Consider the following 16,952-nt stretch of genomic DNA (forward strand, 5'->3'; position numbering starts at 1 on the left):
CTTACTTTTGGCCGGAAAATATGTTTTAAGAACAGGGCGACTATCATAAACTGGTAACATGGATTATCTTTAAAATCATACAATTTTCAAATGATTTTCTTGGGCTATTAAGATTATGAAGCAGACTCGCCGGTCTATACTGGGAATTATTACAGCTATTTCATTGAGTTCGTTATCCTTTTTGAGTCATGGTGAAGAAATCGGCTCTGTGGACACCGTGTTCAAAATTCTGGGGCCGGACCACAAGATTGTGGTGGAAGCCTTTGATGATCCGGATGTGGAAAATATCACCTGTTACCTGAGCCGGGCAAAAACCGGCGGGATTAAGGGCGGGCTGGGTCTGGCGGAGGATACGTCTGATGCCGCGATTTCCTGTCAGCAGGTCGGGCCGGTCACCGTCAGTGATAAAGTGAAAAAAGGCCGCAAAGATAAAGGTCAGGTGGTGTTCCAGAAGCGGACATCCATGGTATTCAAGAAGTTACAGGTGGTTCGTTTCTATGATGAGAAGCGTCACGCGCTGATTTATCTGACTTATTCAGACAAAGTGGTCGACGGCTCGCCGAAGAATGCGCTGAGTGCGGTGCCGATCATTCCGTGGAACAAATAACCGGATAACAGCAACGACAAATCCCCGGTGGTGCTCGGCATCACCGGGGATTTCGTCTATGTGTTACAGCAGCGGAAGATTACTCGTCGAGATCGCCGCAGAACCGGTAACCTTCGCCGTGAATGGTGGCGATGATTTCCGGGGTATCCGGTGTGGACTCGAAATGCTTGCGGATACGGCGGATGGTGACATCCACTGTACGGTCATGCGGTTTCAGTTCACGGCCGGTCATTTTCTTCAGCAGTTCAGCACGGGTCTGAATCTTGCCCGGATTCTCACAAAAGTGCAGCATTGCACGGAACTCACTACGCGGCAGTTTGTACTGCTCGCCGGTTGGTCCGATTAATGAGCGGCTGTTGATATCCAGTTCCCAGCCGTTGAACTTGTAACTTTCCACACTGCGGCGCTCTTCGCTGCCACCGGCCAGATTCATGGTCCGTGACAGTAAGTTGCGTGCGCGGATAGTCAGTTCACGCGGGTTAAACGGCTTGGTGATGTAGTCATCAGCACCGATTTCCAGACCGAGGATTTTATCCACTTCATTATCACGGCCGGTTAAGAACATCAGTGCCACGTTTGCCTGTTCGCGGAGCTCACGCGCCAGCAACAGACCATTTTTTCCCGGGAGGTTGATGTCCATGATAACCAAATTGATATCATGGTCTGACAGCACATTGTGCATCTCTGCACCGTCAGTGGCTTCATGTACCACGTAACCCTCTGCTTCGAAAATACTTTTCAGGGTGTTACGGGTGACGATCTCATCTTCAACAATTAAAATATGCGGGGTTTGCATAGTCGCTACCTAAATTACTTAGAATAATAAGAAATCTGATTATCTGCCCGTGTAACCTGTGCCGGTATCGTTGTGGTTATGTCCGGCACATCACCACAGACAGAAAAAAATCTTGTTCAGACCGCATTTTAACAATCACTCAACTCAGAACGTAAGGAATTGAAACGATTCGTACCAATATTAGTCTATTAACACCAATATAACAGCAACCCAATCATTTACCATCCGGAAATCTAACCTTTGTTGATACATATCAAAATCAATTGTAGCACGTTAACACAATTTTCAATTGTTAATTGCCAGTTTTAATGGTTGTCAAATAAATAGAAATACAATGTTAAGCATTATATCTGACTTGTCTGATTATTGTACATTTTTCTGCCGGGTAAACAGCGAAAAACGCAACCGGTACGATAAAAGTGAAAAAATACAGAAACTCTTGGTTCTGTAAAATTAAATGCCGGTTGATGAGATGATAACCGCGTTAATTTACCGTAATTTCTTTTTATTCTGATATGTGATCAGATTCAAATTGTCTGATTCTGCGGGCAAATCTGAAGAATAATTTGACATCAACCTGCCTTTCCTTTAACCGTAATAGGGTTAACCAGACAAATGACAGACAGGAACCCCATGCGTAATCACAGCCTGACCATGATTATTATTACCACCACCACCATTACCACCGGCGGTGCGGGCTGACGCATATCTGAAATCACGAAAAAAGCCCGCACAATGACTGTGCGGGCTTTTTTTTTGGACTAAAAACGGCAGGAGCAGGTGACACATGCGTGTACTTAAATTTGGCGGCACATCCGTGGCAAGTGCGGATCGTATACTGAACATCGCAGGAATCGCGGAGAAAAAACTCGCGCAGGGACAGCTCGCCATGGTGCTTTCCGCACCGGCGAAAATCACTAATTATTTAGTGGCGATGGTGGAGCAGACCGTCAGCGGGCAGGAAGCAAACACCCTGGTACACGATGCCGCCGCGATTCTCGGGGCGATTCTGGACGGGCTGCGCGATGCGGTACCGGGCTTTGAATATGACCGGCTGAAGCATGAAACAGAGCAGGAAATCAGCCGGATCCGCCGGGTACTGCACGGCGTGTCACTGCTGGGACAGTGTCCGGACGGCATCAATGCCAATATGATCAGCTGCGGCGAGCGTTTTTCCATCGCAGTGATGGCATCACTGCTGAAAGCCCGCGGCCATAAAGTAACGGTGATTGATCCGGTGGCGAATCTGCTGGCGGTCGGCGGTTATCTGGAATCCACCGTTGATATTAATGAATCAACAAAACGCATTGCAGCGCTGAATATCCCGTCTGACCACATCATTCTGATGGCGGGATTCACCGCCGGTAATGAAAACGGCGAGCTGGTGGTGCTGGGGCGTAACGGCTCTGACTATTCTGCGGCGGTACTGGCAGCGTGTCTGCGTGCCTCCTGCTGTGAGATCTGGACTGACGTGGACGGCGTGTATACCTGTGACCCGCGCTTTGTGCCGGATGCCCGTCTGCTGAAAGGCATGTCGTATCAGGAGGCGATGGAGCTCTCCTATTTCGGGGCAAAAGTCCTGCATCCGCGCACTATCGCACCGATTGCCCAGTTCCAGATCCCGTGCCTGATTAAAAATACCCTCAATCCGGACGCGCCGGGCACGCTGATCGGCGACGGTCAGCGTGATGACAGCCTGCCGGTGAAGGGGATCACCAACCTGAATAACATGGCGATGTTCAACGTCTCCGGCCCGGGTATGAAAGGGATGGTCGGGATGGCGGCACGGGTGTTTACGGTGATGTCACGGCGTAATATCTCTATCGTGCTGATTACACAGTCATCTTCCGAATACAGCATCAGTTTCTGTGTGGCGCAGAAAGATAAGGCCCGTACTCAGCAGGCGCTGGAAGAGGAATTTTATCTGGAACTGAAAGAGGGCGTGCTCGATCCGCTTGACGTGCTGGATAACCTGGCGATTGTCTCCGTGGTCGGGGACGGTATGCGGACACTCAAAGGTATTTCCGCACGGTTCTTCTCGGCACTGACCCGCGCCAACATCAATATCATTGCGATCGCGCAGGGCTCATCCGAGCGTTCCATTTCTGCGGTGGTGGATAATGACCTCGCGGCCGCCGGTGTGCGTCTGTGTCACCAGATGCTGTTTAATACTGACCGCATTGTGGAGGTGTTTGTGGTAGGCACCGGCGGGGTCGGCAGTGCGCTGCTGGAGCAGATCCGCCGCCAGCAGACGTGGCTGAAAGCCCGGAGTATCGACCTGCGTGTCTGCGGTATCGCCAATTCAAAAGCGATGCTGACCAATATGCGCGGCATTGATTTACAGGACTGGCGTCAGTCGCTGGCGCAGGCCAAAGAGCCGTTCAGCCTCAGCCGTCTGATCCGCCTGGAAAAAGAATATCACTTCCTCAACCCGGTGATTGTGGACTGTACGTCGAATGAGGAAATCGCCCTGCAATATGCGGATTTCCTGAAGGACGGTTTCAACGTGGTGACGCCGAACAAAAAAGCCAACACCCTGCCGATGGATTATTACCATGAACTGCGCAGTGCGGCGGCGGCATCAAAACGTCAGTTCCGTTATGACACCAACGTCGGTGCCGGGCTGCCGGTGATCGAAAACCTGCAAAACCTGCTCAACGCGGGGGATGAACTGGTGCAGTTCAGCGGTATTCTGTCCGGTTCGCTCTCCTTTATTTTCGGTATGCTGGATGAAGGAATGTCGCTGTCTGAGGCAACAGCTGCGGCGAAAGCCAAAGGCTTTACCGAGCCGGATCCGCGTGATGATCTCTCCGGGATGGATGTAGCGCGTAAGCTGCTGATCCTGGCCCGTGAAGCGGGGCTCTCCCTTGAATTATCAGATATTGAGGTGGATTCCGTGCTGCCGCCGGACTTCGATGCTTCCGGTGATGTGAATACCTTTATGGCGAATCTGCCGTCACTGGATGCGGCCTTTGCCGCGCGTGTGGCGAAAGCCGCAGAAGCAGGCTGCGTTTTGCGTTATGTTGGCATCATTGATCACGGCCGCTGTCAGGTGAAAATCACAGAGGCAGACGGTAACGATCCGCTGTATAAAGTGAAAAACGGCGAGAACGCCCTGGCGTTTTATACCCGCTACTATCAGCCTATCCCGCTGGTACTGCGCGGTTACGGCGCGGGGAATGATGTGACAGCGGCAGGGGTGTTTGCGGATGTGCTGCGGACAATGTCATGGAAACCAGGAGTGTAAAACGTGATAAAAATTTATGCACCGGCGTCAATCGGGAATGTGAGTGTGGGGTTCGATGTGCTGGGTGCGGCAGTGTCTCCGGTCAGCGGGGCACTGCTCGGCGACTGTGTGTCCATCGCGAAGGCAGAGACGTTTTCACTCAGAAACCGCGGGCGTTTTGCCGGGAAACTGCCGGTGAATCCGAAGCACAATATTGTGTATCAGTGCCGTGAACGGTTCAGTGAGATCATTCATGATAATCTGCCGGTCGCCATGGTGCTGGAAAAAAATATGCCGGTGGGTTCGGGGCTGGGCTCAAGTGCCTGCTCGGTGGTGGCCGCGCTGGTGGCGCTGAACGAGTACACCGGCAGGCCGCTGGATGAAATGACGCTGCTGCGTCTGATGGGGGAGATGGAAGGGCGCATCTCCGGCAGTGTGCATTATGACAATGTCGCGCCCTGCTTCCTTGGCGGGCTGCAACTCAATATTGAAACCGGCGAAAGCGTCAGCCAGGCAGTGCCGGGATTTGAACACTGGTACTGGGTAATGGCGTATCCGGGCATCAAAGTCTCCACGGCGCAGGCACGGGCGATTTTACCGGCGACCTATTCACGGGCGGATATTGTCAGTCACGGGCGCAACCTGGCCGGGTTTATCCACGCCTGTCACACCGGACAGTCGGATCTGGCAGCGGCGATGATCCGTGATGTGGTGGCAGAGCCGTACCGCCGTGAATTATTACCGAATTTTGATGCGGTCCGTGAGCAGGTGCTTGCACGCGGCGCGAAGGCATGCGGCATCTCCGGCTCGGGCCCGACACTGTTTGCGATCTGTGACAGCAAATCAGCGGCAGATCAGGTGGCGGATGTCTTTAACACACAGTATTTGCAGAACAGCGAAGGGTTTGTCCATCTGTGCCGTCTCGATCTCAAAGGCGCACGTCAGATAAGTGCATAAAGGTAAAAAATGGAACTGTACAATTTAAAAGATGAGAGTGAAAAAGTCAGTTTTGCACAGGCGGTAAAACAGGGGCTGGGACGCGGACAGGGGCTGTTTTTCCCGCGTGAGATTCCGTTTTTTGTAGCGGCGGAGATGGATAAGCTGCTGGCGATGGATTTTGTCAGCCGCAGCACCACCATTCTGCATGCACTGATTGGTGATGAGATCCCGGAAGCTGAGCTGGCAGCGCGTGTCCGTGCCGCCTTTGCCTTCCCGGCACCGCTGAACCCGGTGGAGCCGGATGTGGCCTGTCTGGAGCTGTTTCACGGCCCGACACTGGCGTTCAAAGATTTCGGCGGACGTTTTATGGCCCAGGCGCTGGCCGCCGTTGCCGGTGACAAACCGGTCACTATTCTGACCGCGACTTCCGGGGATACCGGTGCTGCTGTCGCACACGCCTTTTATGGCCTGAAAAATGTGCAGGTGGTGATCCTCTATCCGCAGGGAAAAATCAGTCCGTTACAGGAAAAACTGTTCTGTACCCTCGGCGGCAATATTTATACCGTAGCGGTGCAGGATGATTTCGATGCCTGTCAGGCACTGGTAAAACAGGCATTTGATGATGAGGAACTGAAACAGACGCTGCATCTGAACTCGGCAAACTCCATTAATATCAGCCGTCTGCTGGCACAAATCTGTTATTACTTTGAAGCGGTGGCACAGGTTCCGGCGGAAAAACGCGGTGAGCTGGTGTTCTCGGTGCCGAGTGGTAACTTCGGTGACCTGACTGCCGGGGTGCTGGCGAAAGCGATGGGGCTGCCGGTGAAACGCTTTATCGCCGCGACCAATGCCAACGACACTGTGCCGCGTTATCTGGCGGACGGACAGTGGAAACCGGTGGCAACAGTGGCAACGTTATCCAATGCCATGGATGTCAGCCAGCCGAACAACTGGCCGCGTATTGAGGCGCTGTTTGCGCGCGAAGGCTGGCCACTGAAGGAGCTGCGTTCCGGCGCAGTAAGTGACGATGAAACCCGCGAAACCATGCGCGATCTGGCCGCGAAAGGTTATATTTCCGAGCCGCATGCCGCGATTGCGTATCGTCTCCTGCGCAGTGATTTGCAGCCGGGCGAGTACGGTATTTTCCTCGGCACGGCGCATCCGGCAAAATTCCTGGAGAGTGTGGAAGCGATTCTGGGCAGTAAACTGCCGTTACCGGCTGAACTGGCGGAGCGGGCTGATTTGCCGTTGTTGTCAGCTGTGTTACCGGCGGATTTTGCGGCGCTGCGGGACTATCTGCTGAAGACAGTGAAGCCGTAATTTCTTATCAATCAGCGATAACGTGATGATAACGGGTAAGAGAACAAAAAGCATACTGCGCCATGGATGGCGCAGTTGAGCGTACAGGGAGGTATTTACAGCGGCTTTTTGTTTTACCCGTTATCAGAACCGGTACCTTCCGGTCGGGTAAACACCAGTTCCCGCTCACCGGACTGACTCTCATCAAAACGGTAACCGTCGAGGTTAAAGCTGGTCAGCTGAGACGGCTGTGTCAGGCGGTTCTGAATAATAAACCGGCTCATCAGGCCGCGCGCTTTCTTCGCGTAGAAACTGATCACTTTATATTTGCCGTTTTTCTCATCGAGGAAAACCGGTTTGATAATTACCGCATCCAGTTTCTCCGGATTCACCGCTTTAAAGTATTCATCAGAGGCCAGATTGACCAGCACGTTATCGCCCTGTGCGGCCAGCGCCTTATTCAGATTGTCCGTAATAATGCCCCCCCAGAACGCATACAGATCTTTGCCGCGCGGATTGGCGAGTTTCGTTCCCATTTCCAGACGGTAAGGCTGCATCAGATCCAGCGGGCGCAGTACGCCGTACAGGCCGGAGAGTATACGCAGATGCTGCTGGGCGAAATCAAAATCGGCTTCACTGAAGGTTTCCGCCTGCATCCCGGTATACACATCCCCTTTAAATGCCAGAATAGCCTGACGGGCATTGTCCGGTGTGAAATCCGGCTGCCAATCCCCGAAACGGGCGGCATTCAGACCCGCGAGTTTGTCACTGATATGCATCAGCGAGCCGATATCCGCCGGAGTCAGTTTGCGGCAGGTTTCCATCAGCGTTTCTGACTGCGTCAGCAGCTCAGGCTGAGTATGGCGTTCAGTGGCTAACGGGCTGTCATAGTCGAGGGTTTTGGCAGGGGAAATGGTCAGCAGCATGATCGGCTCCGGTCTGATATTGTCATTATTAACGGTACTCTACCAAAAAAAAGCACAGAGCGGGCAAATCACTGTAATCGGTGATTGTGAACAAAACAGGAAGCACTCCGGATTACAGCGGAATAACGGCGGATCACCGGTGCGGCACCGGATTTTCCCTGCTTGCGCAGCGGGCTGTCCGTGATATTATCAGGTACAGTTGCGGCATATTGCCATCTGTACTCGTTATACTTCAGGGTTCCCGGGTGTTGACTACGCAAAGTTCACCGGCAGGCATCCCGAATTATTCCGGGTATCTTCTGACATAAGATGAGAGACGAAAATGACCGATAAGTTAACTTCCCTGCGTAATCTGACCACGGTTGTGGCCGATACCGGTGACATCGAAGCGATGAAGCTTTACAAACCACAGGATGCCACCACTAACCCTTCTCTGATCCTCAATGCGGCGCAGATTCCGGAGTACCGTAAGTTAATTGATGATGCGGTGACCTGGGCGCGTGCACAGAGCGGCTCACGTGAACAGCAGATTATTGATGCCGGTGACAAGCTGGCGGTGAATATCGGTCTGGAGATCCTGAAACTGATCCCTGGTCGCATCTCCACAGAAGTGGATGCCCGTCTCTCTTATGACACTCAGGCGAGTATCGCCAAAGCAAAACGTCTCATCAAACTGTATAATGATGCCGGCATCAGCAACGATCGTATCCTGATCAAACTGGCCTCCACCTGGCAGGGTATCCGCGCTGCGGAACAGCTGGAAAAAGAAGGCATCAACTGTAACCTGACACTGCTGTTCTCCTTTGCTCAGGCGCGTGCCTGTGCGGAAGCGGGTGTATATCTGATTTCTCCGTTCGTTGGCCGTATCCTCGACTGGTACAAAGCAAACAGCGACAAGAAAGAGTTCGCACCGGCAGAAGATCCGGGCGTGATTTCAGTAACTGAAATCTACAACTACTACAAAGAGCACGGCTACAAAACCGTGGTTATGGGCGCAAGCTTCCGTAACTCAGGTGAAATCCTGGAACTGGCCGGTTGTGACCGCCTGACCATCGCCCCTGCACTGCTGAAAGAGCTGTCAGAAGCGACCGGTGCGGTTGAACGCAAACTGGAATATAAAGGCGAAGTGAAAGCGCGTCCTGCACCGCTGACAGAAGCTGAGTTCTACTGGGGTCACCACAGCGATGCTATGGCAACCGAGAAACTGGCGGACGGTATCCGTAAGTTTGCGGTAGACCAGGGCAAACTGGAAAAAATGATCGCCGATCTGCTGTAATCGTTATAAAACAGACAGATAAGAAGGGCAGCCGGAAGGCTGCCTTTTTTGTTTCCGGCGGCAATGCTATGCTGTGCCCCGGAGTCAAAATGACGTTGAGGTGACTATGAACAATGTGTTGCGCATCGGTCTTGTCTCGGTTTCTGACCGCGCATCCGGTGGTATTTATGAAGATAAAGGCATTCCGGCCTTACAGGCATGGCTGGAAAAAACTATCACCACGCCTTTTCAGACAGAAACCCGCCTGATCCCGGATGAAGAAGCGATGATCAGCCAGACGCTGTGTGAGCTGGTGGATGAATTCGGCTGCCATCTGGTGCTGACAACCGGCGGAACCGGACCGGCGCGGCGCGATGTGACTCCGGACGCAACACTGGCGGTGGCGGATCGCGAAATGCCGGGTTTCGGCGAACAGATGCGTCAGATCAGCCTGAAATTTGTGCCGACTGCCATTTTATCCCGCCAGGTGGGCGTGATCCGCAATCAGTCGCTGATCCTCAATCTGCCGGGTCAGCCGAAAGCTATTGCTGAGACCCTGGAAGGGCTGAAAGATGAAAACGGCAAAGTAATGGTTTCCGGTATTTTTGCAAGTGTACCGTATTGTATACAGTTACTGGACGGGCCCTACATCGAAACTGACCCTGAAATTGTCGCGGCGTTTCGTCCGAAATCAGCAATAAAGCCGCAGTAATACTGTGTTTTCAGCATAAAATAAAAAACATTCCCCCGGACACCTTTCTTGTCCTATGATGCGGTTATCCACTTATGTAAAGTAAAGATAACGGCAATGTAAAGACAGGAAAGGTGAACCCATGGCACAGACCATTCCCCGGACACTCAACCGGCAGGATTATAAAACACTCTCTCTCGCGGCCCTGGGCGGCGCACTCGAATTCTACGATTTTATTATTTTCATCTTTTTTGCCGTCACTATCGGCAAACTGTTTTTCCCGCCTGACATCCCTGCGTGGCTGGTGCAGATGCAGACTTTCGGGATCTTTGCTGCCGGTTATCTGGTGCGCCCGCTGGGCGGCATTGTGATGGCGCACTTCGGTGATCTGGTCGGGCGCAAGAAAATGTTCTCCCTCAGTATTCTGCTGATGGCGGTGCCGACACTTTGTATCGGCCTGCTGCCGACTTATGAATCTATCGGTATTGCCGCGCCGTTACTGCTTTTATTAATGCGGGTGATGCAGGGGGCGGCGATCGGCGGGGAAGTGCCGGGCGCCTGGGTCTTTGTCTCCGAGCATGTGCCGAAGCACCGTATCGGCATCGCCTGCGGCACACTGACGGCAGGGCTGACGGTTGGTATCCTGCTTGGCTCGCTGGTGGCCATGATGATGGCGACACTCTTTACTGAAGCGCAGCAGCTTGCCTGGGGCTGGCGTGTACCGTTCTTCCTCGGGGGGATTTTCGGGTTTGTGGCACTGTATCTGCGCCGCTGGCTGGCGGAAACCCCTATCTTTCAGGAGATGAAGCAGCAAAAAGCACTGGCGAAAGAGCTGCCGCTGAAAACCGTGGTGGTGAATCACAAAGAAGCGATTGTTATCTCCATGCTGCTGACCTGGCTGCTCTCCGCCGGGGTTGTGGTGGTGATCCTGCTGACACCGGCGTATTTACAGACGGAGTTCGGCCTGGCAAAAGCGGTGGTGTCTGTCGCCAATATGACCGCGATTCTGGCGCTGTGCGCCGGGTGTCTGGTGGCGGGTTATCTGTGTGACAAACTGGGCGCCTCTGTGGTCTTTACCTTCGGCAGCCTGCTGCTGGCGGTCTGCACCGGCTATTTTTACCTGACCGCCGGTGAACCGGGTACGCCGCTGTCGCTGACCTACGGACTGGCCGGATTCAGTGTCGGCGTGGTGGGCGCGGTACCGTTTGTGATGGTGAACAGTTATCCGGCGGAGATCCGCTTCAGCGGTATTTCGTTCTCCTACAACCTTTCTTATGCCATTTTCGGCGGACTGACGCCGGTGGTGGTCACGCTGTTCCTGAAATGGACACCGCTTGCACCGGCGTATTATATGCTGGGGCTTTCGCTGATCGGCCTGCTGCTGGGACTGTATATGGGGAAAGCGGCGGTCCGTCAGCGGATGATGGTGTTCAGCTCCTGATAACCCCCTGCATTGTGCTGTGTGAGTGCCGTGCTGATATGACTGTCAGCGCGGCATTTTTCAGTGTTTCATCATTTTCTTTTAAATAATCTGTTTTTTTTTCATTTTCCCCTTGATGAATGCATTTATGGCCCCATCTACTTGTCATCGGAAACTGAAACTCAGTTGAATCCCCTTTAACGCTGCGGATGTCCGGTACCGCCGGAAATGTTCCGGGTAACGGGTGAGTGAAAAGTTTTTTCTTGAAAAGTGAAAATTGAACCTCATATACATCGGTAGCGTAAGACGAACAGAATTATTCGGAGGCCTTTAGATGGGTAAAATTATTGGTATCGACTTAGGTACAACCAACTCTTGTGTTGCTGTAATGGATGGTAATCAGGCACGTGTCCTGGAGAACGCAGAAGGCGACCGCACAACGCCGTCAATCATTGCGTATACACAGGATGGTGAAATCCTGGTCGGTCAGCCGGCAAAACGTCAGGCTGTTACCAACCCGCAGAACACACTGTTTGCAATCAAACGTCTGATTGGTCGTCGTTTTGACGATGAAGAAGTGCGCCGCGATATGAACATCATGCCGTACAAAATTGTCAGCTCTGATAACGGCGACGCATGGGTGGAAGCAAAAGGCCAGAAAATGGCACCACCACAGGTTTCTGCTGAAGTCCTGAAAAAAATGAAGAAAACCGCTGAAGATTATCTCGGCGAGCCGGTAACCGAAGCGGTTATCACCGTACCTGCTTACTTTAACGATGCTCAGCGTCAGGCAACCAAAGACGCCGGCCGTATCGCAGGTCTGGATGTAAAACGTATTATCAACGAACCGACTGCTGCGGCACTGGCTTACGGCCTGGATCGCGAAGTGGGTAACCGTACTATCGCGGTCTTCGACCTCGGTGGTGGTACTTTCGATATCTCCATCATCGAAATCGATGAAGTTGACGGCGAAAAAACCTATGAAGTGCTGGCAACGAACGGCGACACCCACTTAGGTGGTGAAGACTTCGACAGCCGCATGATCAACTATCTGGTTGAAGAATTTAAGAAAGAACAGGGTATCGATCTGCGTAACGACCCGCTGGCAATGCAGCGTCTGAAAGAAGCTGCCGAGAAAGCAAAAATTGAGCTTTCTTCCGCACAGCAGACTGACGTTAACCTGCCGTACATCACGGCGGACGGGACCGGTCCTAAACACATGAACATCAAAGTGACCCGTGCGAAACTGGAATCACTGGTTGAAGATCTGGTTAAACGCTCTATGGATCCGGTCAAAGTTGCATTACAGGATGCCGGTCTGTCAGTGAATGATATCAATGATGTCATCCTGGTAGGTGGTCAGACCCGTATGCCGCTGGTTCAGAAAACCGTTGCTGATTTCTTCGGTAAAGAGCCGCGTAAAGACGTGAACCCGGACGAAGCTGTGGCTGTTGGTGCTGCGGTTCAGGGCGGTGTGTTAGGTGGTGATGTTAAAGATGTGCTGCTGCTGGACGTTACCCCGCTGTCTCTGGGTATCGAAACCATGGGCGGCGTGATGACTCCGCTGATTGCGAAGAACACCACTATCCCGACCAAACACAGCCAGGTGTTCTCCACAGCGGAAGACAACCAGTCTGCGGTAACTATCCATGTTCTGCAGGGTGAGCGTAAACGTTCCGGTGACAACAAATCACTGGGTCAGTTTAACCTGGATGGTATTCAGGCTGCTCCGCGCGGTATGCCGCAAATCGAAGTTACTTTTGACATCGATGCCGACGGTATCCTGCATGTGTCCGCGAAAGACAAAAACAGCGGCCGTGAGCAGAACATCACCATCAAGGCGTCTTCCGGTCTGAACGAGGAAGAGATCCAGAAAATGGTACGTGATGCGGAAGCCAACGCCGAAGCTGACCGTAAGTTTGAAGAGCTGGTACAGGTTCGTAACCAGGCAGATCAGCTGGTTCACGCCACCCGTAAACAGATCGAAGAAGCGGGCGACAAACTGCCGGGCGACGATAAAGTGAAAATCGAGCAGGCGGTGAGTGAGCTGGAAATCGCAGCGAAAGGCGAAGATAAAGCGGCTATCGAAGAGAAAACGAAAGCGCTGATCGACGCTTCTGCCAAACTGATGGAAATTGCCCAGCAGCAGGCGCAGGCAGGTGCAGCAGGTGCTGATGCCGCGCAGGATGCAGGTAAAAATGATGATGTTGTCGATGCTGAATTCGAAGAAGTTGACGACAGCAAAGACAAAAAATAATGCCCTTAGCGGGCGCGGTGATGACTGTTATTAATCACTGAAAACCGGCACGGGCGTTGAGGAAACTCTGCGCCCGTGTGCTTGTGTTAAGGGACAAAACGGATGGCAAAAAAAGATTACTACGAGGTGTTGGGCGTCTCGAAATCTGCGGATGACAAAGAGATTAAAAAAGCCTACAAACGCCTCGCGATGAAATATCACCCTGACCGTAATCAGGGCGATAAAGACGCGGAAGATAAATTCAAAGAAGTAAAAGAAGCATACGAGATCCTCACCGACGCACAGAAACGTGCGGCTTATGACCAGTACGGCCATGCGGCATTTGAGCAGGGCGGTATGGGCGGTGGCGGCGGATTTGGCGGCGGCGGTTTCGGCGGTGCTGATTTCGGTGATATCTTTGGTGACGTCTTCGGTGATATTTTTGGTGGTGGTCGCCGTCAGCAACGCGCGGCACGCGGAGCAGACCTGCGTTACAACATCGAACTGACCCTTGAAGAAGCGGTTCGTGGTGTGACCAAAGAGATCCGTATTCCGACCCTGGAAACCTGTGATAAATGTCACGGCAGCGGGGCGAAAGAAGGGACAGAGCCGCAGGAGTGTCCGACCTGTCACGGTATGGGCCAGGTGCAGATGCGCCAGGGCTTCTTTGCAGTGCAGCAGGCGTGTCCGACCTGTCACGGCCGCGGCAAAATCATCAAAGAGCCGTGCAGCAAATGTCATGGTCACGGGCGTGTTGAACGTTATAAAACCCTGTCAGTCAAAATCCCGGCAGGAATGGACAGCGGCGACCGTATCCGTCTGACCGGCGAAGGTGAAGCAGGTGAAATGGGGGCTCCGGCAGGCGATCTGTATGTCGAGGTTCATGTCCGCCAGCACAATATCTTCGAGCGTGACGGCAGCAATCTCTACTGTGAAGTACCGATTGGCTTTACGGTTGCGGCGCTGGGCGGCGAAATTGAAGTACCGACACTGGACGGGCGCGTTAAGCTGAAAATCCCGGCAGAAACCCAGACCGGCAAACTGTTCCGCATGAAAGGCAAAGGTGTCAGACCGGCGCGCGGCGGAATGCAGGGCGACCTGATGTGCCGCGTGGTGGTGGAAACACCGGTTAAACTGAGCGAAAAACAGAAAGAACTGTTACGTGAGTTCGGTGAGTCTGTGGATGGCCAGAGCGGCCACAACAACACTCCGAAAGCGAAACGCTTCTTTGACGGTGTGAAAAAATTCTTTGATGACCTGACCAAATAAGTCATTGTCAGATAAGCGATATCATAACCGGCCGGGATAATTTTCTCTGCCGGTTTTTTTGTGTCTTTTTTGCAGGTTACCCGGCTGTTTTACTTTATTATTTCTTATTAATTCATTATAAGGATAATAACATGTATACACCGGCTCTCTCCTCATCTTCCGCATCACAGGATATCTCTGTTTCCCGGTTTATCCGCAGCACAGCGGGTGCTGATAGTCACGAATTGATCGGCCTGCTGATTTTTGGTGTGCAGAATACCACTGAAAAACTATTCAGATGCGATGCCGCGCAAGCATCACTTATTGACCCGGAAAATACACCTGCTTTTTCTGACACTGGCGGTACTGATATGTCAGTGATTGAAACCACCCCGCTGAAAAATCTGTCAGCGTATATCAGTCTGATGAAGTTGCAGGGAGATGTCCCTGCGGGCAGCTATCTGAATACAGTTCAGCATCATTGTGAACAGGCGATTAGGCAGCAGGATACCACCACGCAGGCTTCTGCCTTCAGTCCGTATCTTTCTGCCCGGACTATCGCCGCAACACCGGACAGGAAATTCAATAGCGGTATGACAGAGGCCGCCCGGCAGCAGAATACCCGGCTGGCGGAGACACTGACTCAGCTAAAATTCAGTAAAGAGCAGATGACGGGGCAAAGACAAAAAATCGCGGAGAACCATGCAAAACCGTTTCTCAGAACACCGGTGGATATCATCACCGGTGAGATTGATCTCGCCGGACTGAACCGGTTATATGACGCTAATCCGGGTTAACCTGTTTTATTCAGTGAGCGGTGGCAACGACAGCAGAATATCCGCCGGTACGTGACGGTACGCATCTGTTTTACAGAAATTAGAATGTTATAATTCGGTTAATTTCGCGGTGTTGATCAGGTAATTTTGTGAGATAAACCCTGAATAGCAAGTAATAACCGAATTATTATTGCCGAATAATCTGCTTTTTTCGAGTTAATTGTTTGCATATTATTAACGCCGACAGTCTTAAAGGAGTTAACTCATGACCGCAATTATCCGGCAGTTCTTAAAATTCGAAGCAGCAGGCGGCATACTGCTGATTATTGCTGCGCTGATCGCGCTGGTGATGGCGAATACGCCGCTGTCAGCGGTGTATCAGTCATTTCTTGATATTCCCGTTGCTGTAAAATTCTCGGCACTGGAAATTGATAAACCCTTGTTATTATGGATTAATGACGCCCTGATGGCGATATTTTTCCTGGTCGTCGGGCTCGAAGTAAAAAGGGAGCTGATGACCGGCTCTCTGGCCGGGCGCGACAAAGCGATGTTTCCGGCAATTGCCGCACTCGGCGGTATGATAGCCCCGGCGCTGGTCTATCTGCTGTTTAACGGCGGGGATGCCGCCGCTGCACAGGGCTGGGCGATTCCGGCCGCAACCGATATTGCCTTTGCCCTCGGCGTAATGGCACTGCTGGGCAAACGCGTACCGACAGAGCTGAAAGTCTTTCTGCTGGCACTGGCGATTATTGATGACCTCGGGGTTATCGTGATTATCGCGCTGTTTTACACCAAAACCGTTTCACTGACAGCGCTGCTGCTGGCGGTACTGATGGTGGTGGTATTGTGTGTGATGAACTGGCGTAATGTCAGCAACACCGCTGCGTATATGATTGCGGGGCTGATATTGTGGGTGTGTATTCTGAAATCCGGCGTGCACGCAACTCTGGCCGGGGTGATCGTCGGCTTCCTGATCCCGCTGCGCAGTAAAGATGGTGAGCACTCACCGTCAGAGGAGCTGGAGCATGTGCTGCATCCGTGGGTGGCGTTTCTGATCCTGCCGCTGTTTGCCTTTGCCAATGCAGGTGTCAGTGTTCAGGGAATTTCCTTTGATGCACTGATGGGTACACTGCCGCTGGGGATCCTGCTCGGTCTGTTTGTCGGCAAACCGCTGGGGATTTTCACTGCATGTCTGATTTCGGTAAAACTGGGCTTTGCAAAACTGCCGGAGAGGATTACTCTTAACCAGATATTCGCTGTATCGGTGTTATGCGGGATCGGTTTTACAATGTCTATCTTTATCGCGGGACTGGCATTTACCGGGCTTCCGGAAGCATTTAACACCTACTCCAAGCTGGGAATTCTGATTGGTTCCACTATGGCGGCAGTTACCGGGCTATTCCTGCTCCATTCCGTGTTACCGAAGAAAACAGTCCGGCAGTAATCCGTTATTCACCGGCCTTCGTGGCCGGTGAATACAACAGAATTTCCGAGTTAATCATCAAAAAAAGATAAGGTATGTACCGGGAAAAA

14 protein-coding genes and 1 other annotated feature are annotated in these 16,952 nt (G+C 52.3%); of the genes, 12 read left to right on the plus strand and 2 right to left on the minus strand.

The window, feature by feature from the left end:
• Positions 1 to 115: 115 nt before the first annotated feature.
• Positions 116 to 607, plus strand: a complete 492-nt coding sequence (gene creA / locus ACSBQN_RS15645; RefSeq protein WP_036409277.1) for a protein CreA — start codon at positions 116 to 118, stop codon at positions 605 to 607.
• A gap of 79 nt (positions 608 to 686) precedes the next feature.
• Here creA and arcA read toward each other — a convergent pair whose 3' ends face one another.
• Positions 687 to 1,403, minus strand: a complete 717-nt coding sequence (gene arcA / locus ACSBQN_RS15650; RefSeq protein ID WP_036409276.1) for a two-component system response regulator ArcA — start codon at positions 1,401 to 1,403, stop codon at positions 687 to 689.
• A 633-nt stretch (positions 1,404 to 2,036) separates the two neighbouring features.
• Here arcA and thrL point away from each other — a divergent pair.
• The 4 genes from thrL (at position 2,037) to thrC (ending at position 6,888) form a co-directional block, all read left to right on the plus strand.
• Complete coding sequence (gene thrL, locus ACSBQN_RS15655; RefSeq protein ID WP_223302451.1) at positions 2,037 to 2,105, plus strand: thr operon leader peptide; 69 nt, start codon at positions 2,037 to 2,039, stop codon at positions 2,103 to 2,105.
• Positions 2,044 to 2,161: a sequence feature (Thr leader region), on the plus strand. Its footprint overlaps the gene before it by 62 nt.
• A 29-nt stretch (positions 2,162 to 2,190) precedes the next feature.
• Complete coding sequence (gene thrA / locus ACSBQN_RS15660) at positions 2,191 to 4,650, plus strand: bifunctional aspartate kinase/homoserine dehydrogenase I (protein ID WP_024475022.1); 2,460 nt, start codon at positions 2,191 to 2,193, stop codon at positions 4,648 to 4,650.
• 3 nt (positions 4,651 to 4,653) lie between these two features.
• Positions 4,654 to 5,586 (plus strand): homoserine kinase, encoded by a 933-nt coding sequence (thrB, locus tag ACSBQN_RS15665; protein WP_024475021.1) that lies wholly within the window; start codon positions 4,654 to 4,656, stop codon positions 5,584 to 5,586.
• A gap of 9 nt (positions 5,587 to 5,595) precedes the next feature.
• Positions 5,596 to 6,888 carry a threonine synthase gene (gene thrC / locus ACSBQN_RS15670; RefSeq protein WP_354632956.1) on the plus strand — a complete coding sequence of 431 codons (1,293 nt, stop codon included), beginning with the start codon at positions 5,596 to 5,598 and terminating at the stop codon, positions 6,886 to 6,888.
• 113 nt (positions 6,889 to 7,001) lie between these two features.
• Here thrC and yaaA read toward each other — a convergent pair whose 3' ends face one another.
• Positions 7,002 to 7,793, minus strand: a complete 792-nt coding sequence (yaaA, locus tag ACSBQN_RS15675; protein WP_036409269.1) for a peroxide stress protein YaaA — start codon at positions 7,791 to 7,793, stop codon at positions 7,002 to 7,004.
• A gap of 322 nt (positions 7,794 to 8,115) precedes the next feature.
• Here yaaA and tal point away from each other — a divergent pair, with 322 nt between their 5' ends.
• The 7 genes from tal (at position 8,116) to nhaA (ending at position 16,863) form a co-directional block, all read left to right on the plus strand.
• Positions 8,116 to 9,069: a transaldolase gene (tal, locus tag ACSBQN_RS15680; RefSeq protein ID WP_024475017.1), complete on the plus strand. Its 954-nt coding sequence runs from the start codon at positions 8,116 to 8,118 to the stop codon at positions 9,067 to 9,069.
• 106 nt (positions 9,070 to 9,175) lie between these two features.
• Positions 9,176 to 9,760: a molybdopterin adenylyltransferase gene (gene mog / locus ACSBQN_RS15685; RefSeq protein WP_004237119.1), complete on the plus strand. Its 585-nt coding sequence runs from the start codon at positions 9,176 to 9,178 to the stop codon at positions 9,758 to 9,760.
• A gap of 121 nt (positions 9,761 to 9,881) precedes the next feature.
• The gene (locus tag ACSBQN_RS15690) at positions 9,882 to 11,180 is read left to right on the plus strand and encodes an MFS transporter (RefSeq protein ID WP_004237120.1); all 1,299 of its coding nucleotides are present in this window, start codon (positions 9,882 to 9,884) and stop codon (positions 11,178 to 11,180) included.
• A 313-nt stretch (positions 11,181 to 11,493) separates the two neighbouring features.
• On the plus strand, positions 11,494 to 13,416 hold the full coding sequence (gene dnaK / locus ACSBQN_RS15695; protein ID WP_024475016.1) for a molecular chaperone DnaK: 1,923 nt from the start codon (positions 11,494 to 11,496) through the stop codon (positions 13,414 to 13,416).
• A 102-nt stretch (positions 13,417 to 13,518) separates the two neighbouring features.
• The gene (gene dnaJ / locus ACSBQN_RS15700) at positions 13,519 to 14,664 is read left to right on the plus strand and encodes a molecular chaperone DnaJ (protein ID WP_024475015.1); all 1,146 of its coding nucleotides are present in this window, start codon (positions 13,519 to 13,521) and stop codon (positions 14,662 to 14,664) included.
• Positions 14,665 to 14,795: 131 nt separating this feature from the next.
• On the plus strand, positions 14,796 to 15,440 hold the full coding sequence (locus tag ACSBQN_RS15705) for a hypothetical protein (protein WP_036409264.1): 645 nt from the start codon (positions 14,796 to 14,798) through the stop codon (positions 15,438 to 15,440).
• Positions 15,441 to 15,684: 244 nt separating this feature from the next.
• Positions 15,685 to 16,863, plus strand: coding sequence for a Na+/H+ antiporter NhaA (nhaA, locus tag ACSBQN_RS15710; RefSeq protein ID WP_434991734.1), 1,179 nt, complete (start codon positions 15,685 to 15,687; stop codon positions 16,861 to 16,863).
• Positions 16,864 to 16,952 lie beyond the last annotated feature (89 nt).

The organism is Morganella sp. B601, assembly GCF_051172335.1.
Taxonomy (GTDB): Bacteria; Pseudomonadota; Gammaproteobacteria; order Enterobacterales; family Enterobacteriaceae; genus Morganella; species Morganella morganii.

Coding starts and splice junctions, on each gene's coding strand:
- creA (WP_036409277.1), top strand. CDS start 116: ATGAAGCAGACTCGCCGGTCTATACTGGGAATTATTACAGCTATTTCA.
- arcA (WP_036409276.1), bottom strand. CDS start 1,403: ATGCAAACCCCGCATATTTTAATTGTTGAAGATGAGATCGTCACCCGT.
- thrA (WP_024475022.1), top strand. CDS start 2,191: ATGCGTGTACTTAAATTTGGCGGCACATCCGTGGCAAGTGCGGATCGT.
- thrC (WP_354632956.1), top strand. CDS start 5,596: ATGGAACTGTACAATTTAAAAGATGAGAGTGAAAAAGTCAGTTTTGCA.
- yaaA (WP_036409269.1), bottom strand. CDS start 7,793: ATGCTGCTGACCATTTCCCCTGCCAAAACCCTCGACTATGACAGCCCG.
- tal (WP_024475017.1), top strand. CDS start 8,116: ATGACCGATAAGTTAACTTCCCTGCGTAATCTGACCACGGTTGTGGCC.
- mog (WP_004237119.1), top strand. CDS start 9,176: ATGAACAATGTGTTGCGCATCGGTCTTGTCTCGGTTTCTGACCGCGCA.
- ACSBQN_RS15690 (WP_004237120.1), top strand. CDS start 9,882: ATGGCACAGACCATTCCCCGGACACTCAACCGGCAGGATTATAAAACA.
- dnaK (WP_024475016.1), top strand. CDS start 11,494: ATGGGTAAAATTATTGGTATCGACTTAGGTACAACCAACTCTTGTGTT.
- dnaJ (WP_024475015.1), top strand. CDS start 13,519: ATGGCAAAAAAAGATTACTACGAGGTGTTGGGCGTCTCGAAATCTGCG.
- ACSBQN_RS15705 (WP_036409264.1), top strand. CDS start 14,796: ATGTATACACCGGCTCTCTCCTCATCTTCCGCATCACAGGATATCTCT.
- nhaA (WP_434991734.1), top strand. CDS start 15,685: ATGACCGCAATTATCCGGCAGTTCTTAAAATTCGAAGCAGCAGGCGGC.